This is a genomic window from Haladaptatus sp. QDMS2, from assembly GCF_029338295.1.
GTDB lineage: Archaea > Halobacteriota > Halobacteria > Halobacteriales > Halococcaceae > QDMS2.
The window spans coordinates 1,469,271-1,483,628 of the sequence record NZ_CP119791.1 but is presented as its reverse complement, the minus strand read 5'-3'; the positions used below and the strand labels follow the sequence as shown (position 1 = coordinate 1,483,628).

14 protein-coding genes and 1 pseudogene are annotated in these 14,358 nt (G+C 64.9%); 6 read left to right on the top strand and 9 right to left on the bottom strand.

Features of this window, described 5'->3' with window-relative positions:
* Positions 1-5: 5 nt before the first annotated feature.
* Positions 6-2,144, bottom strand: a complete 2,139-nt coding sequence (gene purL / locus P1M51_RS08080; RefSeq protein ID WP_276247694.1) for a phosphoribosylformylglycinamidine synthase subunit PurL — start codon at positions 2,142-2,144, stop codon at positions 6-8.
* A 141-nt stretch (positions 2,145-2,285) separates the two neighbouring features.
* Between purL and P1M51_RS08075 the strand changes: the two genes are divergently transcribed.
* From P1M51_RS08075 to P1M51_RS08065, 3 genes and pseudogenes are all read left to right on the top strand, one after another.
* Positions 2,286-2,972: a PHP domain-containing protein gene (locus P1M51_RS08075; RefSeq protein WP_276247693.1), complete on the top strand. Its 687-nt coding sequence runs from the start codon at positions 2,286-2,288 to the stop codon at positions 2,970-2,972.
* On the top strand, positions 2,972-4,036 hold the full coding sequence (locus tag P1M51_RS08070; RefSeq protein ID WP_276247692.1) for an asparagine synthase C-terminal domain-containing protein: 1,065 nt from the start codon (positions 2,972-2,974) through the stop codon (positions 4,034-4,036). Before P1M51_RS08075 ends, P1M51_RS08070 begins: the two co-directional genes overlap by 1 nt.
* A 40-nt stretch (positions 4,037-4,076) precedes the next feature.
* Positions 4,077-4,505, top strand: a pseudogene (locus P1M51_RS08065) (ester cyclase).
* Here the strand turns inward: P1M51_RS08065 and P1M51_RS08060 are convergent.
* Both P1M51_RS08060 and P1M51_RS08055 read right to left on the bottom strand, forming a co-directional pair.
* Positions 4,506-4,976: an NUDIX hydrolase gene (locus P1M51_RS08060; protein ID WP_276247691.1), complete on the bottom strand. Its 471-nt coding sequence runs from the start codon at positions 4,974-4,976 to the stop codon at positions 4,506-4,508.
* Between the two features lie 37 nt (positions 4,977-5,013).
* On the bottom strand, positions 5,014-5,985 hold the full coding sequence (locus P1M51_RS08055; RefSeq protein ID WP_276247690.1) for a transcription initiation factor IIB family protein: 972 nt from the start codon (positions 5,983-5,985) through the stop codon (positions 5,014-5,016).
* Between the two features lie 199 nt (positions 5,986-6,184).
* On the opposite strand from P1M51_RS08055, the gene gatC reads away from it, so the two are divergent.
* From gatC to P1M51_RS08040, 3 genes are read left to right on the top strand one after another with little or no spacing between them, the layout of a single operon-like run.
* Positions 6,185-6,463 (top strand): Asp-tRNA(Asn)/Glu-tRNA(Gln) amidotransferase subunit GatC, encoded by a 279-nt coding sequence (gatC, locus tag P1M51_RS08050; protein WP_276247689.1) that lies wholly within the window; start codon positions 6,185-6,187, stop codon positions 6,461-6,463.
* A complete protein-coding gene (gene gatA / locus P1M51_RS08045; protein ID WP_276247688.1) occupies positions 6,460-7,731 on the top strand; it encodes an Asp-tRNA(Asn)/Glu-tRNA(Gln) amidotransferase subunit GatA in 1,272 nt (423 codons plus the stop codon). Before gatC ends, gatA begins: the two co-directional genes overlap by 4 nt.
* Positions 7,732-7,772: 41 nt before the next feature.
* Positions 7,773-7,937 (top strand): hypothetical protein, encoded by a 165-nt coding sequence (locus tag P1M51_RS08040; protein ID WP_276247687.1) that lies wholly within the window; start codon positions 7,773-7,775, stop codon positions 7,935-7,937.
* A gap of 11 nt (positions 7,938-7,948) precedes the next feature.
* Here the strand turns inward: P1M51_RS08040 and P1M51_RS08035 are convergent, their stop codons facing one another.
* The 6 genes from P1M51_RS08035 to P1M51_RS08010 form a co-directional block, all read right to left on the bottom strand.
* On the bottom strand, positions 7,949-8,299 hold the full coding sequence (locus tag P1M51_RS08035) for a MarR family transcriptional regulator (RefSeq protein ID WP_276247686.1): 351 nt from the start codon (positions 8,297-8,299) through the stop codon (positions 7,949-7,951).
* Between the two features lie 26 nt (positions 8,300-8,325).
* Positions 8,326-9,069 carry an NRDE family protein gene (locus tag P1M51_RS08030; RefSeq protein ID WP_276247685.1) on the bottom strand — a complete coding sequence of 248 codons (744 nt, stop codon included), beginning with the start codon at positions 9,067-9,069 and terminating at the stop codon, positions 8,326-8,328.
* A gap of 395 nt (positions 9,070-9,464) precedes the next feature.
* Positions 9,465-10,955 (bottom strand): o-succinylbenzoate--CoA ligase, encoded by a 1,491-nt coding sequence (gene menE, locus P1M51_RS08025; RefSeq protein WP_276247684.1) that lies wholly within the window; start codon positions 10,953-10,955, stop codon positions 9,465-9,467.
* Complete coding sequence (locus P1M51_RS08020) at positions 10,955-11,989, bottom strand: mandelate racemase/muconate lactonizing enzyme family protein (RefSeq protein WP_276247683.1); 1,035 nt, start codon at positions 11,987-11,989, stop codon at positions 10,955-10,957. Before P1M51_RS08020 ends, menE begins: the two co-directional genes overlap by 1 nt.
* Positions 11,989-12,936 (bottom strand): 1,4-dihydroxy-2-naphthoate polyprenyltransferase, encoded by a 948-nt coding sequence (locus P1M51_RS08015; RefSeq protein ID WP_276247682.1) that lies wholly within the window; start codon positions 12,934-12,936, stop codon positions 11,989-11,991. Before P1M51_RS08015 ends, P1M51_RS08020 begins: the two co-directional genes overlap by 1 nt.
* Positions 12,937-13,444: 508 nt before the next feature.
* Positions 13,445-14,329 carry a 1,4-dihydroxy-2-naphthoyl-CoA synthase gene (locus tag P1M51_RS08010; RefSeq protein WP_276247681.1) on the bottom strand — a complete coding sequence of 295 codons (885 nt, stop codon included), beginning with the start codon at positions 14,327-14,329 and terminating at the stop codon, positions 13,445-13,447.
* Between the last annotated feature and the right edge of the window lie 29 nt (positions 14,330-14,358).

Here is a 14,358-nt window from a genome sequence, read left to right as displayed (position 1 = left end):
CTCGGTTACTCGAGTTCGCGTTCGATAATCGCCCGCAGGTCGGCGATTGCGTCAGCCGAGGCGGCGAGGGATTCGCCGTTGACCGAAAGCGAGAGCGACCCGTCTGTGGTCGCCGTGCCGAGTTCGGACACCGGTGCGATGCCGTCGAATGCGGCCTTCACGGCGTCCGGGTTGGTCGTCTCGATGACAGCGCGACCGGGTTGCTCGTGGAACAGCAGCTCTGCGGCGGTGGCGTCGCCCTCTATGGGCAGGTCCGCGCCCGTCTCTGCTGTGACCATCTCCGCGAGCGTCACCGCGAGGCCGCCGTGGCTGGCGTCGTGGGCGGCGAGCGTCGCGTCCTGGTTGACGACAGCGGCGAGTGCTTCGACGAACGCCGGTGCGTTCTCGGGGAGCGCCGGGAAGTCGTCTGCGCCGCCAAACTGCGCGAGGTATTCAGACCCACCGAGGCCCGCGTCGTCGCCCGCGAGCACCGCGTCGCCGACGAGCAGGACCGTTCCCTCACCGGCGAAGAAGGCGGGCGGGGCAGCGTAGGTATCCTTCGTGCCCACCATTGCGAGCGTCGGCGTCGGGGGAATCGGGCCGGACTGGGAGTCGTTGTAGAGCGAGACGTTCCCGCCGACGACGGGAACCGAGAGGTCGGCGCACATGGCGGCGAGGCCGTCCACGATAGCCTTGAAGCCGTGGTACACGTCCGGTTTCTCCGGGTTGCCGCCGTTCAGACAGTCCACGGCGGCGAGCGGCGTCGCACCCTTCACGGCGAGATTCGTCGCGTTTTCGAGGGCGACCGCCCGCGCGCCCTCGTAGGGGTTCGCGCTCGTCCAGTTCGGGTCCGCACCCGCGGTAAAGGCGAGGCCCTTGTTCGCTTCGCGGATGGCGAGGACCGCGCCGTCCTGGCCCGGCCCGACCGCCGTGCGGGTTCCGACTTCGTGGTCGTACTGGCGGTAGACCCACCGCTTGCTCGCGGTGTTCGGGCTGCCGACGACTGCCTCGAAGGCGTCCGCGAGGTCGACCGCAGGCAGATCGCGTTCGACGCTTGCCGGCGCTTCGGTCGCGAGGTCGTTCATCGGTGCGCCCTCACAGAGGAACTGGACGGGCACGTCCACGACGGACTCGCCCTCGAAGGTACAGACGTAGCGTCCGGAGTCGGTCACTTCGCCGATGACCGAACAGCCGAGGTCGTAGCGTTCTGCGAGCTCCTCGACGCGAGCGACGTTTTCGGGGATGACCTCGTACACCATGCGCTCCTGGGACTCTGCGAGCAGAATCTCAAGGGGAACCATGTTCGGTTCGCGCTGGTGGACGCGTTCGAGTTCGAGAATCGCGCCCTTCCGTCCTTTCGCGATGAGTTCGCTCGACGCGCCGCCGAGGCCCGCCGCACCGAGGTCACGGGCCGCCTCGACGAGGTTCTCGTCGAGCAGGGCTTCGTTGCATTCGATGAGGAGCTTTTCCGTGTACGGGTCGCCGACTTGCACGGCAGGTCGGTCTTCGGTCTCCGCGTCCTCTGCGAGGTCTTCGGAGGCGAACGACGCGCCGCCGAGGCCGTCGCGCCCGGTCGAATTACCGACGAGGACGAGTTTGTTTCCGACCGACTGTGCTTCCGCCGTGACCATGCGGTCTGCGGGCAGGAGGCCCACGCACGCGACGTTCACGAGCGGGTTGCCCACATAGTCGTCGTGGAAGGCGACGCTTCCGGCCACCGTCGGCACGCCGATGGAGTTGCCGTAGTCGCTGATTCCCTCGACGACGCCCTCGAACAGGTAGCGAGAGTGCTCCCGGTCGAAGCCACCGAAGTAGAGGCTGTCCGCCAGGGCGATGGGGTAGGCTCCCATCGAGAGGGTGTCGCGGACGATGCCGCCGACGCCCGTCGCCGCCCCGTCGTAGGGGTCCACGTACGAGGGGTGGTTGTGACTCTCGATACCCATCGTGATGTACACGTCGTCGGTCAGTTTGACCACGGCCGCGTCGTCGCCTGGCCCGATGACGACCTGGTCGCCCTCGCTCTCGAAGGCGCTGAGCAGGGGGCGCGACGAGCGATAGGCGCAGTGTTCGCTCCAGAGGTTCTCGAACAGGACCTCCTCTGCGTCGGTGGGTTCTCGGCCCAACTCCGCAACCACGAGTTCCTTGTCCGACTCGGCAAGACTCATTCATCCTTCTGTTGAGATAGTCGGGGTAAAGTCCTTTTCATATGCACGAACGTGATTACTTTCGGGCTGTGGCGTGTCGGCCCGGCACAACGGCGGCCCAGTTCCGAGGTGCTTTTCAGGACCGCCGCGTAACCTCCGCTTGTGCTGTCGGTCGAGCTCCACACCCACTCTGCGCTTTCGTTCGACGGACGCGACCCGGTCGACCTCCTGTTAGAACAGGCCGCCGCCGTCGGACTCGACGCACTGGCCATCACAGACCACGACGAACTAGACGCCAGTCTCGAAGCCGCGCGGAAGGCGCCAGACTACGGCCTCGTCGGCATTCCGGGCATGGAAGTCACGAGCGCCGCCGGACACGTCCTCGCATTCGGTATCCAGGAAAAGATTCCGGCTTACCGTCCGTTCGACGAGACGCTCGACCGCATCCGCGAGCAAGGTGGCCTCGCGGTCGTTCCCCACCCGTTCCAGAAGTCCCGCAGCGGCGTCGCCCCGCACATCACCATGGATCAACTCGCGAGCGCAGACGCCATCGAGGTGTACAACTCGCGACTGCTCACGGGGCGGGCAAACCGCAAGGCAGAACGCTTCGCCAGAGCCCGTGGCCTCCCGATGACCGCTGGCAGTGACGCCCACATCAGTGAGATGGTCGGGCAGGCAGTCACCGAAATCGACGCCGACGACCGGAGTGTCGAAGCAATCCTCGACGCCATCCGTGAAGGCCGGACGAGCGTCGTCGGCCAGCGCACCCCGTGGCGTATCAGTTTCGCACAGGCCGCAGGGGGCGCGAAACGCCGCGTGAAAAACCGCTTTCTCTCGATAATCGACTGATGGAGGGCTCGGACCCAACCACGGTCCGTCGGGCGCTCGACTCGAAGCAACCGCTTCCCGGAACCGGCGGGTTCGCGGGCGAACTCGACGGCGCGCTCGTCCGCGACGTGCTCGGCCGCTATCCAATCTTCTCAGAAGCGGACGACCCGATGACGTGGAGTTTCGACCACCGCGACCTCGATTCGCCCGACTTCGTGCCCGCCGGATGCAAGCGCACCGCCGACGGCGACGAGCAGGTCTGGACGCTCCCCGAACCTCCGCTGTTCGAATCCGGCCCGGAAGCGGTTTCGGCGGTCGGAACGGCCGTCGAAACCCGTCTCGCCGCACTCCCTGAAGAGACGCCCGTCGCGTTCTCCGGTGGCGTGGATTCTGCGGCCCTCGGCGCGTCCCTTGACGGACCGCTCTACGTTACGGGGTTCCCGGAAAGTCACGACGTGGCGGCGGCCCGTTCGGCCGCACGTATCCTCGGCAAAGACCTGACGGTCGTCGAAATCACTCACGAGCGCCTCGAAGCCGCGATTCCAGCGGTTGCCCGCGCGATTGGCCGGACTAACCCGATGGACGTTGGTATCGCGCTCCCGCTCTATCTCACCGCGAAGCGCGCCGCCGCTGACGGCTACGATACCCTCGCCGTCGGGCAGGGGGCAGACGAACTGTTCGGTGGCTACGAGAAGGTAATCCGCGCAGACCACCGCGTCGAAGCGACCACCGTCAGAGGCGCGGCCCACGAAGTCATCGCCACGCTTCCCGACCAGTTGGCCCGTGACGTGCTCGCGATTCGGGCGGCGAGCGTCGAACCCATCGCTCCACTGCTCCACGACGACGTCGTCGAGGCGAGTCTGCGTCTGCCCGGCGACCTGCTCGTGAGTCCGCGTGGCGAGCGAAAATTCGCGTTCAGGCTGGCCGTCCGGGAGTGGACGCCCGACCCCATCGCGTTCCGCGAGAAGAAGGCGGTTCAGTACGGCAGTCTCGTCGCCCGCGAACTCGACCGCCTCGCCCGACAGGCGGGCTTCAAAAAGCGCATGGACGACCACGTCGGGCAGTACGTCGAATCACTGCTGTAGGCCGGGATACGTTTTCTCGTGGGACGGCGTATCCCTTCGTATGGCCGTTCAATCCACTTCGAAGGCCGTCGTCCGTCGCTACACGAAAGAAATCTGGAGCGAGGGGAACGTGGACGCGCTGCCCGAAATTTTGACTCCTCAGCAGGTGTTTCACGACCCCGCCGGGTCAGGCGAGGGGGAACCTTCAGAGTTTGCGACGTTCATCCGACGCTACCGCGAAGCGTTTCCCGACCTGTGCTAAGACGTTTCCCACATGATAGAAGAAGGCGACCACGTCGCGTTCTGGGGACGGGTGACTGGCACCCACGAGGGACCATTCATGGGTCTGGAACCGACCGGGAAGCGAATCGACATCATGGGTATCGGCGCGGTGCGACTCAAAGACGGGAAAATCGCAGAACGGTGGGCGAACTTCGACATTCTCAGGATGCTCCAGCAACTCGGGATGGACACGCTCGGAGCTCTGTAACTACCGGTCGTTCTCGACCGCCTTGATTGCCTCGATGCCGTGGGCGATGACGTCCGAGTCGAGGTGGTCGCCGTCCTCGCGCAACTCCGCTGCGGTGAACCAGTGCCACGTCTCGATTTCGCCGTCTTCTGGCTGGATGTCGCGGTGTTCGACCGACCCGAAGTAGACGAAGTCGATGTGTTGGTGGCCGACGTGGCCGTCGCAGACGTTCACGTCCGCGAGCTGAAGGTGGGCGGGTTCGGGTAGCGGTTCGACGGTTGCAGAGGACGCGCCGGTTCGCGCTGCGAGCAGTGTCACGTCGAGACCTGTCTCCTCGCTGACCTCGCGGATGGCTGCCTCGTGGGGGAGTTCGTCGCGGTCGATGTGGCCACCGGGCGGGAGCCACATGTCGAGGCGCTTGTGGTCGTGGAGGGCGGTGGCTCCGTCGTTGACGATGTAGACGGTTGCAGTGTAGTGACGCGTCGTTTCCATGGGTCGAAAAACGCCGGAAAAACGGTCAGTGTTTCGCTTAGAGAACTTGCTCTTCTGCTTCGAGCAGTTCGTGATAGCGGTTTCGGATGGTGACCTCGCTGATGTTCGCGATGTCGGAGACCTCGCTCTGGGTGACCTTCTCGTTCGAGAGCAGCGCGGCGGCGTAGACGGCGGCGGCGGCGAGGCCGACCGGCGACTTGCCGCTGTGGACACCCTGCTCCTTGGCGGTTTTCAGGAGTTGGCGGGCACGCATCTCGACTTCGTCGGAGAGGTCGAGCGAGGACGCAAACCGCGGTACGTAGCTTTCGGGGTCCGCCGGACGTACCTCGAGTTTGAGTTCGCGGGCCACGTAGCGGTACGTGCGGGCAATCTCACTCTTGTCTACCCGCGAGACGTTCGTTATCTCGTCTAAGCTTCGGGGCATGTTCGCCTGCCGGGCAGCGGCATAGAGCGCCGCCGTCGCGACGCCTTCGATGGAGCGGCCGGGAAGGAGATTCTCGGAGAGCGCGCGACGGTAGATGACCGACGCCGTCTCGCGCACGTCCTTTGGAAGGCCGAGCGCCGAGGCCATGCGGTCGATTTCACCGAGCGCCTGTTTGAGGTTGCGCTCCTTGCTGTCACGCGTGCGGAAGCGCTCGTTCCACTTGCGAAGGCGCTGCATCTTCGCGCGCTGGCGGCTGCCGAGGGACTTCCCGTAGGCGTCCTTGTTCTGCCAGCTGATGTTCGTCGAGAGCCCCTTGTCGTGCATCATCTGCGTGGTGGGAGCTCCGACGCGGGACTTTTCGTCGCGTTCAGAGGAGTCGAAGGCGCGCCACTCCGGGCCGCGGTCGATGGTACCTTCGTCTACGACGAGGCCACAGTCCTGACAGACCGTCTCGCCGTGTTCCGTATCCGCGACGAGGTTACCACTGCACTCGGGGCAGACCAGCTCCTCCTCTCGTGTTCGCTCGGGCTCTTCTCGCTCGCTCGTCCGCTCATCGGTTCGGGTTCGAATACTCGTATCAGTCATTGTCTGGTGTATCAAACTGCAAAGAGAACTAGCAGAGACGGCGTCGATACACCGTTTTGTTGTATCTCGGGCGACTTAAATGCTTCGGGCGTTTCGCGGCTTCTGTCGCTCGATTTTGCCAGATTAACTGAATTCAAATTCACCTCGGGTCAACCCGAGTATCGAAACCCTTACCGACAGTCCGCGTGTGGTTTGACCCATGAGCGATACGGTTGTCGACGCAGACGAGGTCCGTCACATCGCGGACCTGGCGCGCATCGACTTAGACGACGAGGAGGTCGACCTGTTCGCAGCGCAGTTCGGTGACATCCTCGACTACTTCGGTGCGCTCGACGAGGTGCCCGAGGTCGAACAGGAGGCAGACCTGGTCAACGTGATGCGCCCAGACGAGGTCCGCGACGGACTCACGCAGGAAGAGGCACTGCAGAACGCTCCGGAGACGGAGGACGGCTACTTCAAGGGGCCGCGCGTCTCATGACGAAGTCTCTCAACATCTTCGTCACCGAGGAAACCATCGACGGCGACGGCGACGGCCCGCTCGCGGGCAAGACCATCGCGGTGAAGGACAACATCTCCACGAAGGGCGTTCGCACGACCTGTGGCTCTGCGATGCTCGAAGACTACGTCCCACCGTACGACGCCACCGTCGTCACCCGCCTCAAAGCGGCCGGTGCGACCATCGTCGGCAAGACCAACATGGACGAGTTCGGGATGGGGACGACGACCGAAACGTCCGCCTACGGACCGACTCTCAACCCACTCGACGAAGACCGCGTTCCCGGCGGCTCATCGGGTGGCAGCGCCGCCGCCGTCGCCGCCGGTGACGCAGACCTCGCGCTCGGTTCCGACACGGGCGGGTCGATTCGGTGTCCCGCCGCGTTCTGTGGCGTCGTTGGCATCAAACCGACCTATGGCCTCGTCTCGCGCTACGGCCTCGTCGCCTACGCGAACTCCTTAGAACAGATTGGCCCAATCGCCTCGTCGGTCGAAGACGCCGCGGGTCTCTTGGACGTTATCAGCGGGCAGGACCCCCGCGACGCAACGACTCGGGAGAAACCGGACGTGACCTACGCAGACGCCGCGACCGGCGACGTGGATGGGCTCACCATCGGCGTCCCCACCGAACTCGTCGAGGGTGCAGACGAAGGCGTCGTCGAGACGTTCTACGACGCGCTCTCGGAACTCGAAGCCGAAGGCGCGACCATCGAAAAAGTCACGCTTCCCTCCGTCGAACACGCCGTCCAAGCGTACTACGTCATCGCGATGTCAGAGGCCTCCTCGAATCTCGCCCGGTTCGACGGCGTGCGCTACGGCATCTCCGGTGGCTTCGAGGGCAACTGGAACGACGCCTACGCTCGCTCCCGTGAGGAAGGCTTCGGCGACGAAGTGAAACGCCGCATCCTGCTCGGCACCTACGCCCTCTCTGCGGGGTACCACGACCGCTACTACAAAAAGGCACAGGACGCCCGCGAGTGGATCAAACAGGACTTCGACAGCGCCTTCGAGGACGTAGACGTGCTCGCGAGTCCGACGATGCCGACGCCGCCGTTCAAACTCGGCGAGAGCCTTTCTGACCCACTTCAGATGTACCTCGCAGACGCGAACACTGTTCCCATCAACCTCGCGAACCTGCCGGCCATCTCCGTCCCGGCGGGCGAGACTGATGGACTTCCGGTCGGCCTCCAGCTAATCGGTCCGGCCTTCGGCGAGGAGACCATCATTCGCGCCGGCAGCGTGCTGGCCTGAGTCACGACAACCGCTTTTATCGCTGCCGACAACCGTGAGCTATGGCTAGCCAGTCTTCACAATCGATAGGCGTGTGGATTGCTATCGGAACCGCCCTCGGCGCGGCCATCGGCGTGGCGATAGACAACGTCGCAGTCGGTCTCGGCGTCGGTATCGCACTGGGCGCGGCGCTCGGTACAGCCAAGCAGCGAAAAAGCAGCGAGTGACCGAGCCGGGCCTATCCGTTGTAGGCGAGGTTCATAATCCAGTGACTCAGGGCGTCACTGCGCGGGTCGATGTCTTCCTCTCCGATGAACGGCGAGAGCAGGTCGCCGGCCATCAACAGCGAGAAGTCGAGGTCCTTCGGGGCGGGCGTGACGAAGTAGGTCGTGTGACCGTTGTAGACGGCCTCTTCGCGGCGAATGAAGTCTTTTTCGAGCAGCGATTCGATGATGCGACTCCCCTTGCGAGAGTTCACGTCGAGTTCCTTCCAGAAGTCGCTCTGGTAGACGCCACCCGACTCGCGGATGAGTTCGAGTCCTGCGCGCTCGTCCTCGGAGAGTTCAGCCTCCGCTTCTGCCGTACTCATGGCTTGAACAAATTCCCCCGAGCAGGTTAAATCTGACCTTCGACCGGTTCGTACTCGGTCGTACACGGCGACCCGGCGGCAAAGTCGTAGGTCGCGTCGCCATCGCGGCCAATCGTGATGAGCGACGACGAGCGCGTCCCGTAGCCATCCTCGTGGATGCAGACGCCGTAGTCGTGGTCCGCGATGACCGTCTGTGCCCGTCTGAGCCAGGCCTCTGCGGTCTCTGCTGGTTTCGGTTCGAGCGTTTCGAGGAGCCGAATCGCGTTCTGCGACTGGATTTCGCCAGCGTCTGGGAAGCGGGGTGGCTCGAAGAATTCGCCGTCAACGCCGACGTTCACGACGACGTGGATGCCCGGGTCGAAGTTTCGAATCGTGCGACTGCCATCCCACTCGACCAACAGCGCGGCGTTCGCGTCGGCGAGCACGAGGTTGAAGCCGTCGTACTCGCGGGCGTCCAGTTCGCGCTCGACGAACCGGGTGGCCTCCTCTGCAGTCTCGTAGCGAAGCGCGTCTCTGACGAGCAATCCGCGGGAGCGTTCGGGAACGAGTTCGCCGTCCACCCAGCGGTTGGTGATGGCGACGAACACGCCGTGTTCGTTGTAGCCAATCCAGGTACCGCCCGCTTCGCTGTCGCCAGGGGCAACGATGATCGGGTCGCCGTCCCACGTCGTCGGCGGCGTCGAGGGGCGGTCTAATCGTTCGTCACGGTTGGCGGCGACGACGATTGGCGTGTCGTCGAACACCTGCCACGCGAGGGTGAGCGTACACACGAGTTCCTCTAGGCTGCCATCGCTTCTAAACCGTTCCTATTTTCGGTAGCAAACGGTACAACTGAGTACCGAAGGTGGCTGGGCCTCACCGTGTTACTACTATCTATTTTCGTGCTTCTCGTGGGACGCACCGGGCGACTCAGTGGTCTTTCAAGTTTCGTTCCCGGCACCAGCAACGTGCAGGACGCGTCATCAAAGCACGCACACCAGCGGAACGGCTGGCTAGTGTGTATTGGCCTGTCACATGAGGCTCCTGAACGTTCGTGTAGACCGTGTGTGAGCCGTATGCGACGAGACTCTGTGCGGTCGAAGACCACTTAATGATTTGGATGTGATATTGTTCCAATCACGCCTGTTTGCTCCTTTTTTCAAGAACAGGTACGCTACCCTTGGCGTCACTCGGTCGCTCGAAGGAGGTCTCTGACCGCCTCGCGGGCCACCGTTCCCGACGCCGTTCGCGGCAGTTCGGCTGCGAACGCGACCAGCCGCGGGCACTTGAAGCCCGCGAGGAACTCCCGGCAGTGGGCGTCGAGTTCGTCGCGGGACGGCGTCGCATCCGGTTCCGGCACGACGAGCGCCCCCACGCGCTCGCCCCACTCCTCGTCGGGGACGCCGACGACGGCGACGTCGGCGACGGCCGGGTGCGAGAGAAGGACGGCGGCAACCTCGCCGGGGTCCACGTTCTCGCCCCCGGAGATGATGCGGTCGCTCCGACGGTTCAGCACCCACAGCCGACCAGCCTCGTCGCGATAGCCGACGTCGCCCGTGTGGAGGCCGTACTCTGAAAATGCCTCGACAGTCGCCTCGTAGTCGCCGTAGTACTCCTTCATCACGGTCGGGCCGCGCACCACGAGTTCGCCGTGTTCCCCATGCTCGACTGGTTCGCCGTCTACGCCCACGACGGTCACCTCCGTGAACAGGAGTGGTTTGCCCACCGTTCCCTGATGGGCAAACGCTTCGGTGGGCGTCGCGGTTGCGATTTGCGAGGCCGTCTCCGTCATGCCATAGGTCGGGTAGACGGGGACGCCCTCGCGCTCACAGCGGGCGATGAGGTCGTCTCTCGCGGGCGCACCGCCGAGGAGGACGAAGCGAAACGAATTGAACGACACGCCGGCGTCGAGCAGGCGCGAGAGCATGACCGGTACCAGTGAGATGCCAGTCGGTTCGTACTCCTCGATCGCGCGGCCGACTCGTTCCGGGTCGAATTCGGAGACGAACACGACCGTCGAACCGTAGCGCGTGGCGCGGAGAATCGGCGCGAGTCCGCCCATGTGATAGAGCGAGAGACAGACCAGCCATCGGTCGCCCGGCAGGGTTCCGAGGCGGTAGGCGGAGGCCTCGGCGCTCGCCGCGAGGTTGCCGTGCGTGAGCACGACCGCTTTTGGTTCGCCGGTCGTCCCCGAGGTGAACATGATGACCTGCGGGTCGTCTTCGTCCCACGTCGCCGGCGTGACCGACCCGAGTGGCTGGGCGGCGAGTTCGGGGACGCTCCCCGCATCCCGCCGCGACACAGAGAGCAGTGTGGTGTCTGCTGATTCGCACGCGGACACGGCTTTCTCGGCGGTGGCCACACTACAGACGAGCGCGGTAAGGTCGGCCCGTTCGATTTGCGGCCGGAGTTCTGCCGACGTCAACCGCGTGTTGAGCGGGACCAACACGGCTCCAAGTCGCGCCGTCGCGTGAATCAATTTCACGAACTCGACGCTGGTATCGAGAAGCGTGCCGACGTGGTCGCCGCGGCCGACTCCCGCGCCGACGAGGTGGGCCGCAGTCCGGGAGACGGCGTCGTCGAGTTCCCGGTAGGTCCACGTCGCCTCCGAATCCGCCGCGACGAGTGCCGTCGCGTCAGCCGAAACGCTCGCACGATGGCGCAACCAGTCGTACATTACTCCTCCATCGATGCCGTGCCCGTATTTCCTTTTCCCTGCGGGACGCGAACCGCACCGTCGACGACGGGAGCGGGGTCCTCATCGAGGACGTCGGACGCGAGCAGGTCGGCGGTTGCGAGTCCGCACGCGCCGATGTCGGGAATGCTCGCGGCGACGTGCACGGCGGCGGTCCGCGCGACAGCTGCGTCGATGGTCGTCGTCACGACGGGTTCGACGCCTGCGGCTTTCGCCTGCATCGCCACCGCACGAGTCCGTTGGGGGCCGCCAAGGGCCATCGGCTTGAGCACCAGCACGTCTGCCGCCTCGGCCGCGAGTACTTCCTCGATGCTTCGTTCCGCGAGCGATTCGTCGAGGCCGATTTTCACGAAACCGCCACGGAGCGTCGCGTGTCCGGTGATGTCGGCTGGCGCGAGTGGCTGTTCGACCAGCGCGAAATCCGCGTCAGCGAAGCCGTCGAGCGCGCTTCGGGCCGTCCGCCGGTCCCACGCCCCGTTCGCGTCCGCTCGGAGTTCGATGTCCGGGCCGACGGCGTCTCTGACGGCGGCCACACGCGCGACGTCCGCCGCCACGTCGGCGGTTCCGACTTTGAGCTTGAGCGTTCGAAAACCCGAAGCGACCGCCCGCTCCGCTGCATCGACGGTCGTTTCGAGGGACCCTGCGCCGATGGTAGCATTCACCGGGACGCGCTCGACTCGCTTCTCGCCGCCGAGATGGCGATAGAGCGGAACACCGGCGGCGCGAGCGCGGGCGTCAGCGATGGCGAGCGCGAGGCCGTGTTTGGCGGCCGGATTCTTCGAAAGTGCTGCTGTCGCCGCGTCGTACGCGCCGGTTTCGACTCGCTCGGCTACCGCGTTCAGCGCCGTTTCGCAGGCGTCGAGGGATTCGGTCCAGCCGGGAAGCGGCGTCGCCTCGCCGAGGCCGGTGTGGCCGTCTACGAACACGCGGACGAGGAAGCCCCGGCGGGCGGTGATGTCGCCGGCAGCGGTCGAGAGGGGCGATTCGAGGTCGAGTGAGAAGGGGATGAGGTCCATTAGAGTAAGGCGGGGGCGGCGAGGCCGAGGCCGAACAGGAGCGAGTGAATCGCGAGCAGTTGCCCGGTCTGTTCGAGCGCGGGGTTGAGTGCCGCGCCGTCAGTTCTGGTGAGGACCGTCCGCGCCACGCGCACTGCAATGGGAAGCGAAAGCAGTGGCAGGAGTGCGAACTGCGAGTAGGTGGGGTCGAGTGCGAACACGGCGGGGACGGCGTAGGCCACCGCGAGCATGAGAAGGTACTCGACGCGACTCCAGCGGTAGCCGAGTCGCACGGCGAGCGTGCGCTTTCCAGTCTTGGCGTCCGTCTCCTTGTCGCGGATGTTGTTCACGACGAGAATCGCCGTCGAGAGGGCGGCGGGAGCGAGACTCGCTACGATGGCGGCGAGGGGAATCGTGCCCGGCGGAACGGTGAGCGGGATGCCCGCAACCGCGTCCACGGCCTGTACGTAGTAGGTTCCCGTGACGGCGACGAGACCGAAGAAGGTGAACACGAACAGGTCGCCGAGGCCGTGGTAGCCGAGGGGGTACGGGCCACCCGTGTAGGCAATCCCACTTGCGACGCTCGCGAGGCCGATGACGACGATTGGCAATCCGCCGACGGAGACGAGGTACGTTCCGGAGACGATGGCGATGGCGAAAGTGAGCGCCATCGCCCGTTTGACGTCTTCGGGGGCGATGATGCCGGCTTGCGTGACCCGGGTGAAGCCCTGTCGCTCGTCCGTGTCCGCGCCCTTCACGGCGTCGTAGTAGTCGTTCGCGAAGTTCGTCCCGATCTGGATGAGAAGTGCGCCGAGGAGCGCGGCGAGTGCGGGGAGCGCCGAAAAGACACCGTCGTGTACGGCGAGCCCGGTGCCGACGATGACGGGGGCGGCCGCCGCGGGAAGTGTCTGGGGACGGGCGGCCATGACCCACGCCTTCGTCGGCGAGATGGTCGCGGTGTCAGTCATTCAGTTGGCAGTTAGGATGGCGTGGGCATAGCGCCTGTGGTTGCGGTGCGAAGGCGGAGGCGGTGCGGTAGTGGAGGCGTACGGTTGCCGTACGGACCTGTTGTGGAGTTGCCGTGCGGAGGCGATGCGGTGGCGGAAGCGGCGAAGTTACAGAGATTCGAGGAGAAAGCCCACGACTTCAGTCGTGGGATGCATCCGACAGTTCCCGAAACAGCCATATCGGAGCGTTTCATAGGTTGTGCTACCGAGTCTGAGGTAAGGATATGCATCCCACCGAGGGGGTAAATGAAGCCCACTATCTCGGTCGGGGGCCGTACTGACTCGGCCCACAACCCACCCATCGGTGAGGTGGGAACCTCTCCGTCGTGGAACCCCAGTCTGTGACTGGAACCCCACGACTGCAGTCGTGGGAGGAAGTCAGCTACCAGAACCGATTGCGCCAACAGCGCAATCGGCCTTTTCGGGCACCTTTTTGCTCGGAGCGGTCCGCCGAGCAAAAAGGTGCGCTTCAGTAGTGCCACGGGAACCGCGAGAAGTCGGGGTCGCGCTTCTCGACGAAGGCCTCGCGGCCCTCTTTTGCCTCGTCGGTCATGTAGCCGAGGCGGGTGGCTTCGCCGGCGAACACCTGCTGGCCGACGAGGCCGTCGGTATCGAGGTTGAAGGCGAATTTGAGCATCCGCATGGCTGTCGGCGATTTCGAGTTGATTTCTGCGGCCCACTCCAGGGCCACGTCCTCCAGTTCCTCGTGGGGGACCACGTCGTTGACCATGCCCATCTCTGCTGCTTCCTCGGCGGAGTAGTCCTTGCCGAGGAAGAAGATTTCGCGGGCTTTCTTCTGGCCGACCTGATGGGCGAGATACGCAGAGCCAAAGCCGGCGTCGAAACTCGCCACGTCCGGGTCGGTTTGTTTGAAGATGGCCTTCTCCGAGGCGAGAGTCATGTCGCAGACGACGTGGAGGCTGTGACCGCCGCCGACGGCCCAGCCGGGGGTCACGGCGATGACGGGTTTGGGCATGAAGCGAATGAGGCGCTGGACTTCGAGGATGTGCAGGCGACCGGTCTCGGATGCGCCTTCCTCGTCACCTTCGTACTGGTAGCCGTCGTCGCCGCGGATGGTCTGGTCGCCGCCAGAACAGAAGGCCCAGCCGCCGTCTTTCGGGGAGGGGCCGTTACCGGTCAGGAGAACACAGCCGACATCCGTCTGGCGGCGAGCGTGGTCGAGCGCGGTGTAGAGTTCGTCAACCGTGCCGGGGCGGAAGGCGTTTCTGACCTCCGGGCGGTCGAAAGCGATGCGGACCGTGCCGTGGTCTTTCGCCCGGTGGTAGGTGATGTCGCGAAAGTCGAAGCCAGAAATCGCGTCCCAGCGGTCGGGGTCGAAGATGTCTGAAACCATACGTCCACTCGGGACGGGCGGCGCAAAAA

Excerpts from the sequence above, each read along its gene's own strand:
- purL (WP_276247694.1), bottom strand. The coding sequence starts at position 2,144 with ATGAGTCTTGCCGAGTCGGACAAGGAACTCGTGGTTGCGGAGTTGGGC.
- P1M51_RS08070 (WP_276247692.1), top strand. The coding sequence starts at position 2,972 with ATGGAGGGCTCGGACCCAACCACGGTCCGTCGGGCGCTCGACTCGAAG.
- P1M51_RS08060 (WP_276247691.1), bottom strand. The coding sequence starts at position 4,976 with ATGGAAACGACGCGTCACTACACTGCAACCGTCTACATCGTCAACGAC.
- P1M51_RS08055 (WP_276247690.1), bottom strand. The coding sequence starts at position 5,985 with ATGACTGATACGAGTATTCGAACCCGAACCGATGAGCGGACGAGCGAG.
- gatC (WP_276247689.1), top strand. The coding sequence starts at position 6,185 with ATGAGCGATACGGTTGTCGACGCAGACGAGGTCCGTCACATCGCGGAC.
- gatA (WP_276247688.1), top strand. The coding sequence starts at position 6,460 with ATGACGAAGTCTCTCAACATCTTCGTCACCGAGGAAACCATCGACGGC.
- P1M51_RS08040 (WP_276247687.1), top strand. The coding sequence starts at position 7,773 with ATGGCTAGCCAGTCTTCACAATCGATAGGCGTGTGGATTGCTATCGGA.
- P1M51_RS08035 (WP_276247686.1), bottom strand. The coding sequence starts at position 8,299 with ATGAGTACGGCAGAAGCGGAGGCTGAACTCTCCGAGGACGAGCGCGCA.
- menE (WP_276247684.1), bottom strand. The coding sequence starts at position 10,955 with ATGTACGACTGGTTGCGCCATCGTGCGAGCGTTTCGGCTGACGCGACG.
- P1M51_RS08020 (WP_276247683.1), bottom strand. The coding sequence starts at position 11,989 with ATGGACCTCATCCCCTTCTCACTCGACCTCGAATCGCCCCTCTCGACC.
- P1M51_RS08015 (WP_276247682.1), bottom strand. The coding sequence starts at position 12,936 with ATGACTGACACCGCGACCATCTCGCCGACGAAGGCGTGGGTCATGGCC.
- P1M51_RS08010 (WP_276247681.1), bottom strand. The coding sequence starts at position 14,329 with ATGGTTTCAGACATCTTCGACCCCGACCGCTGGGACGCGATTTCTGGC.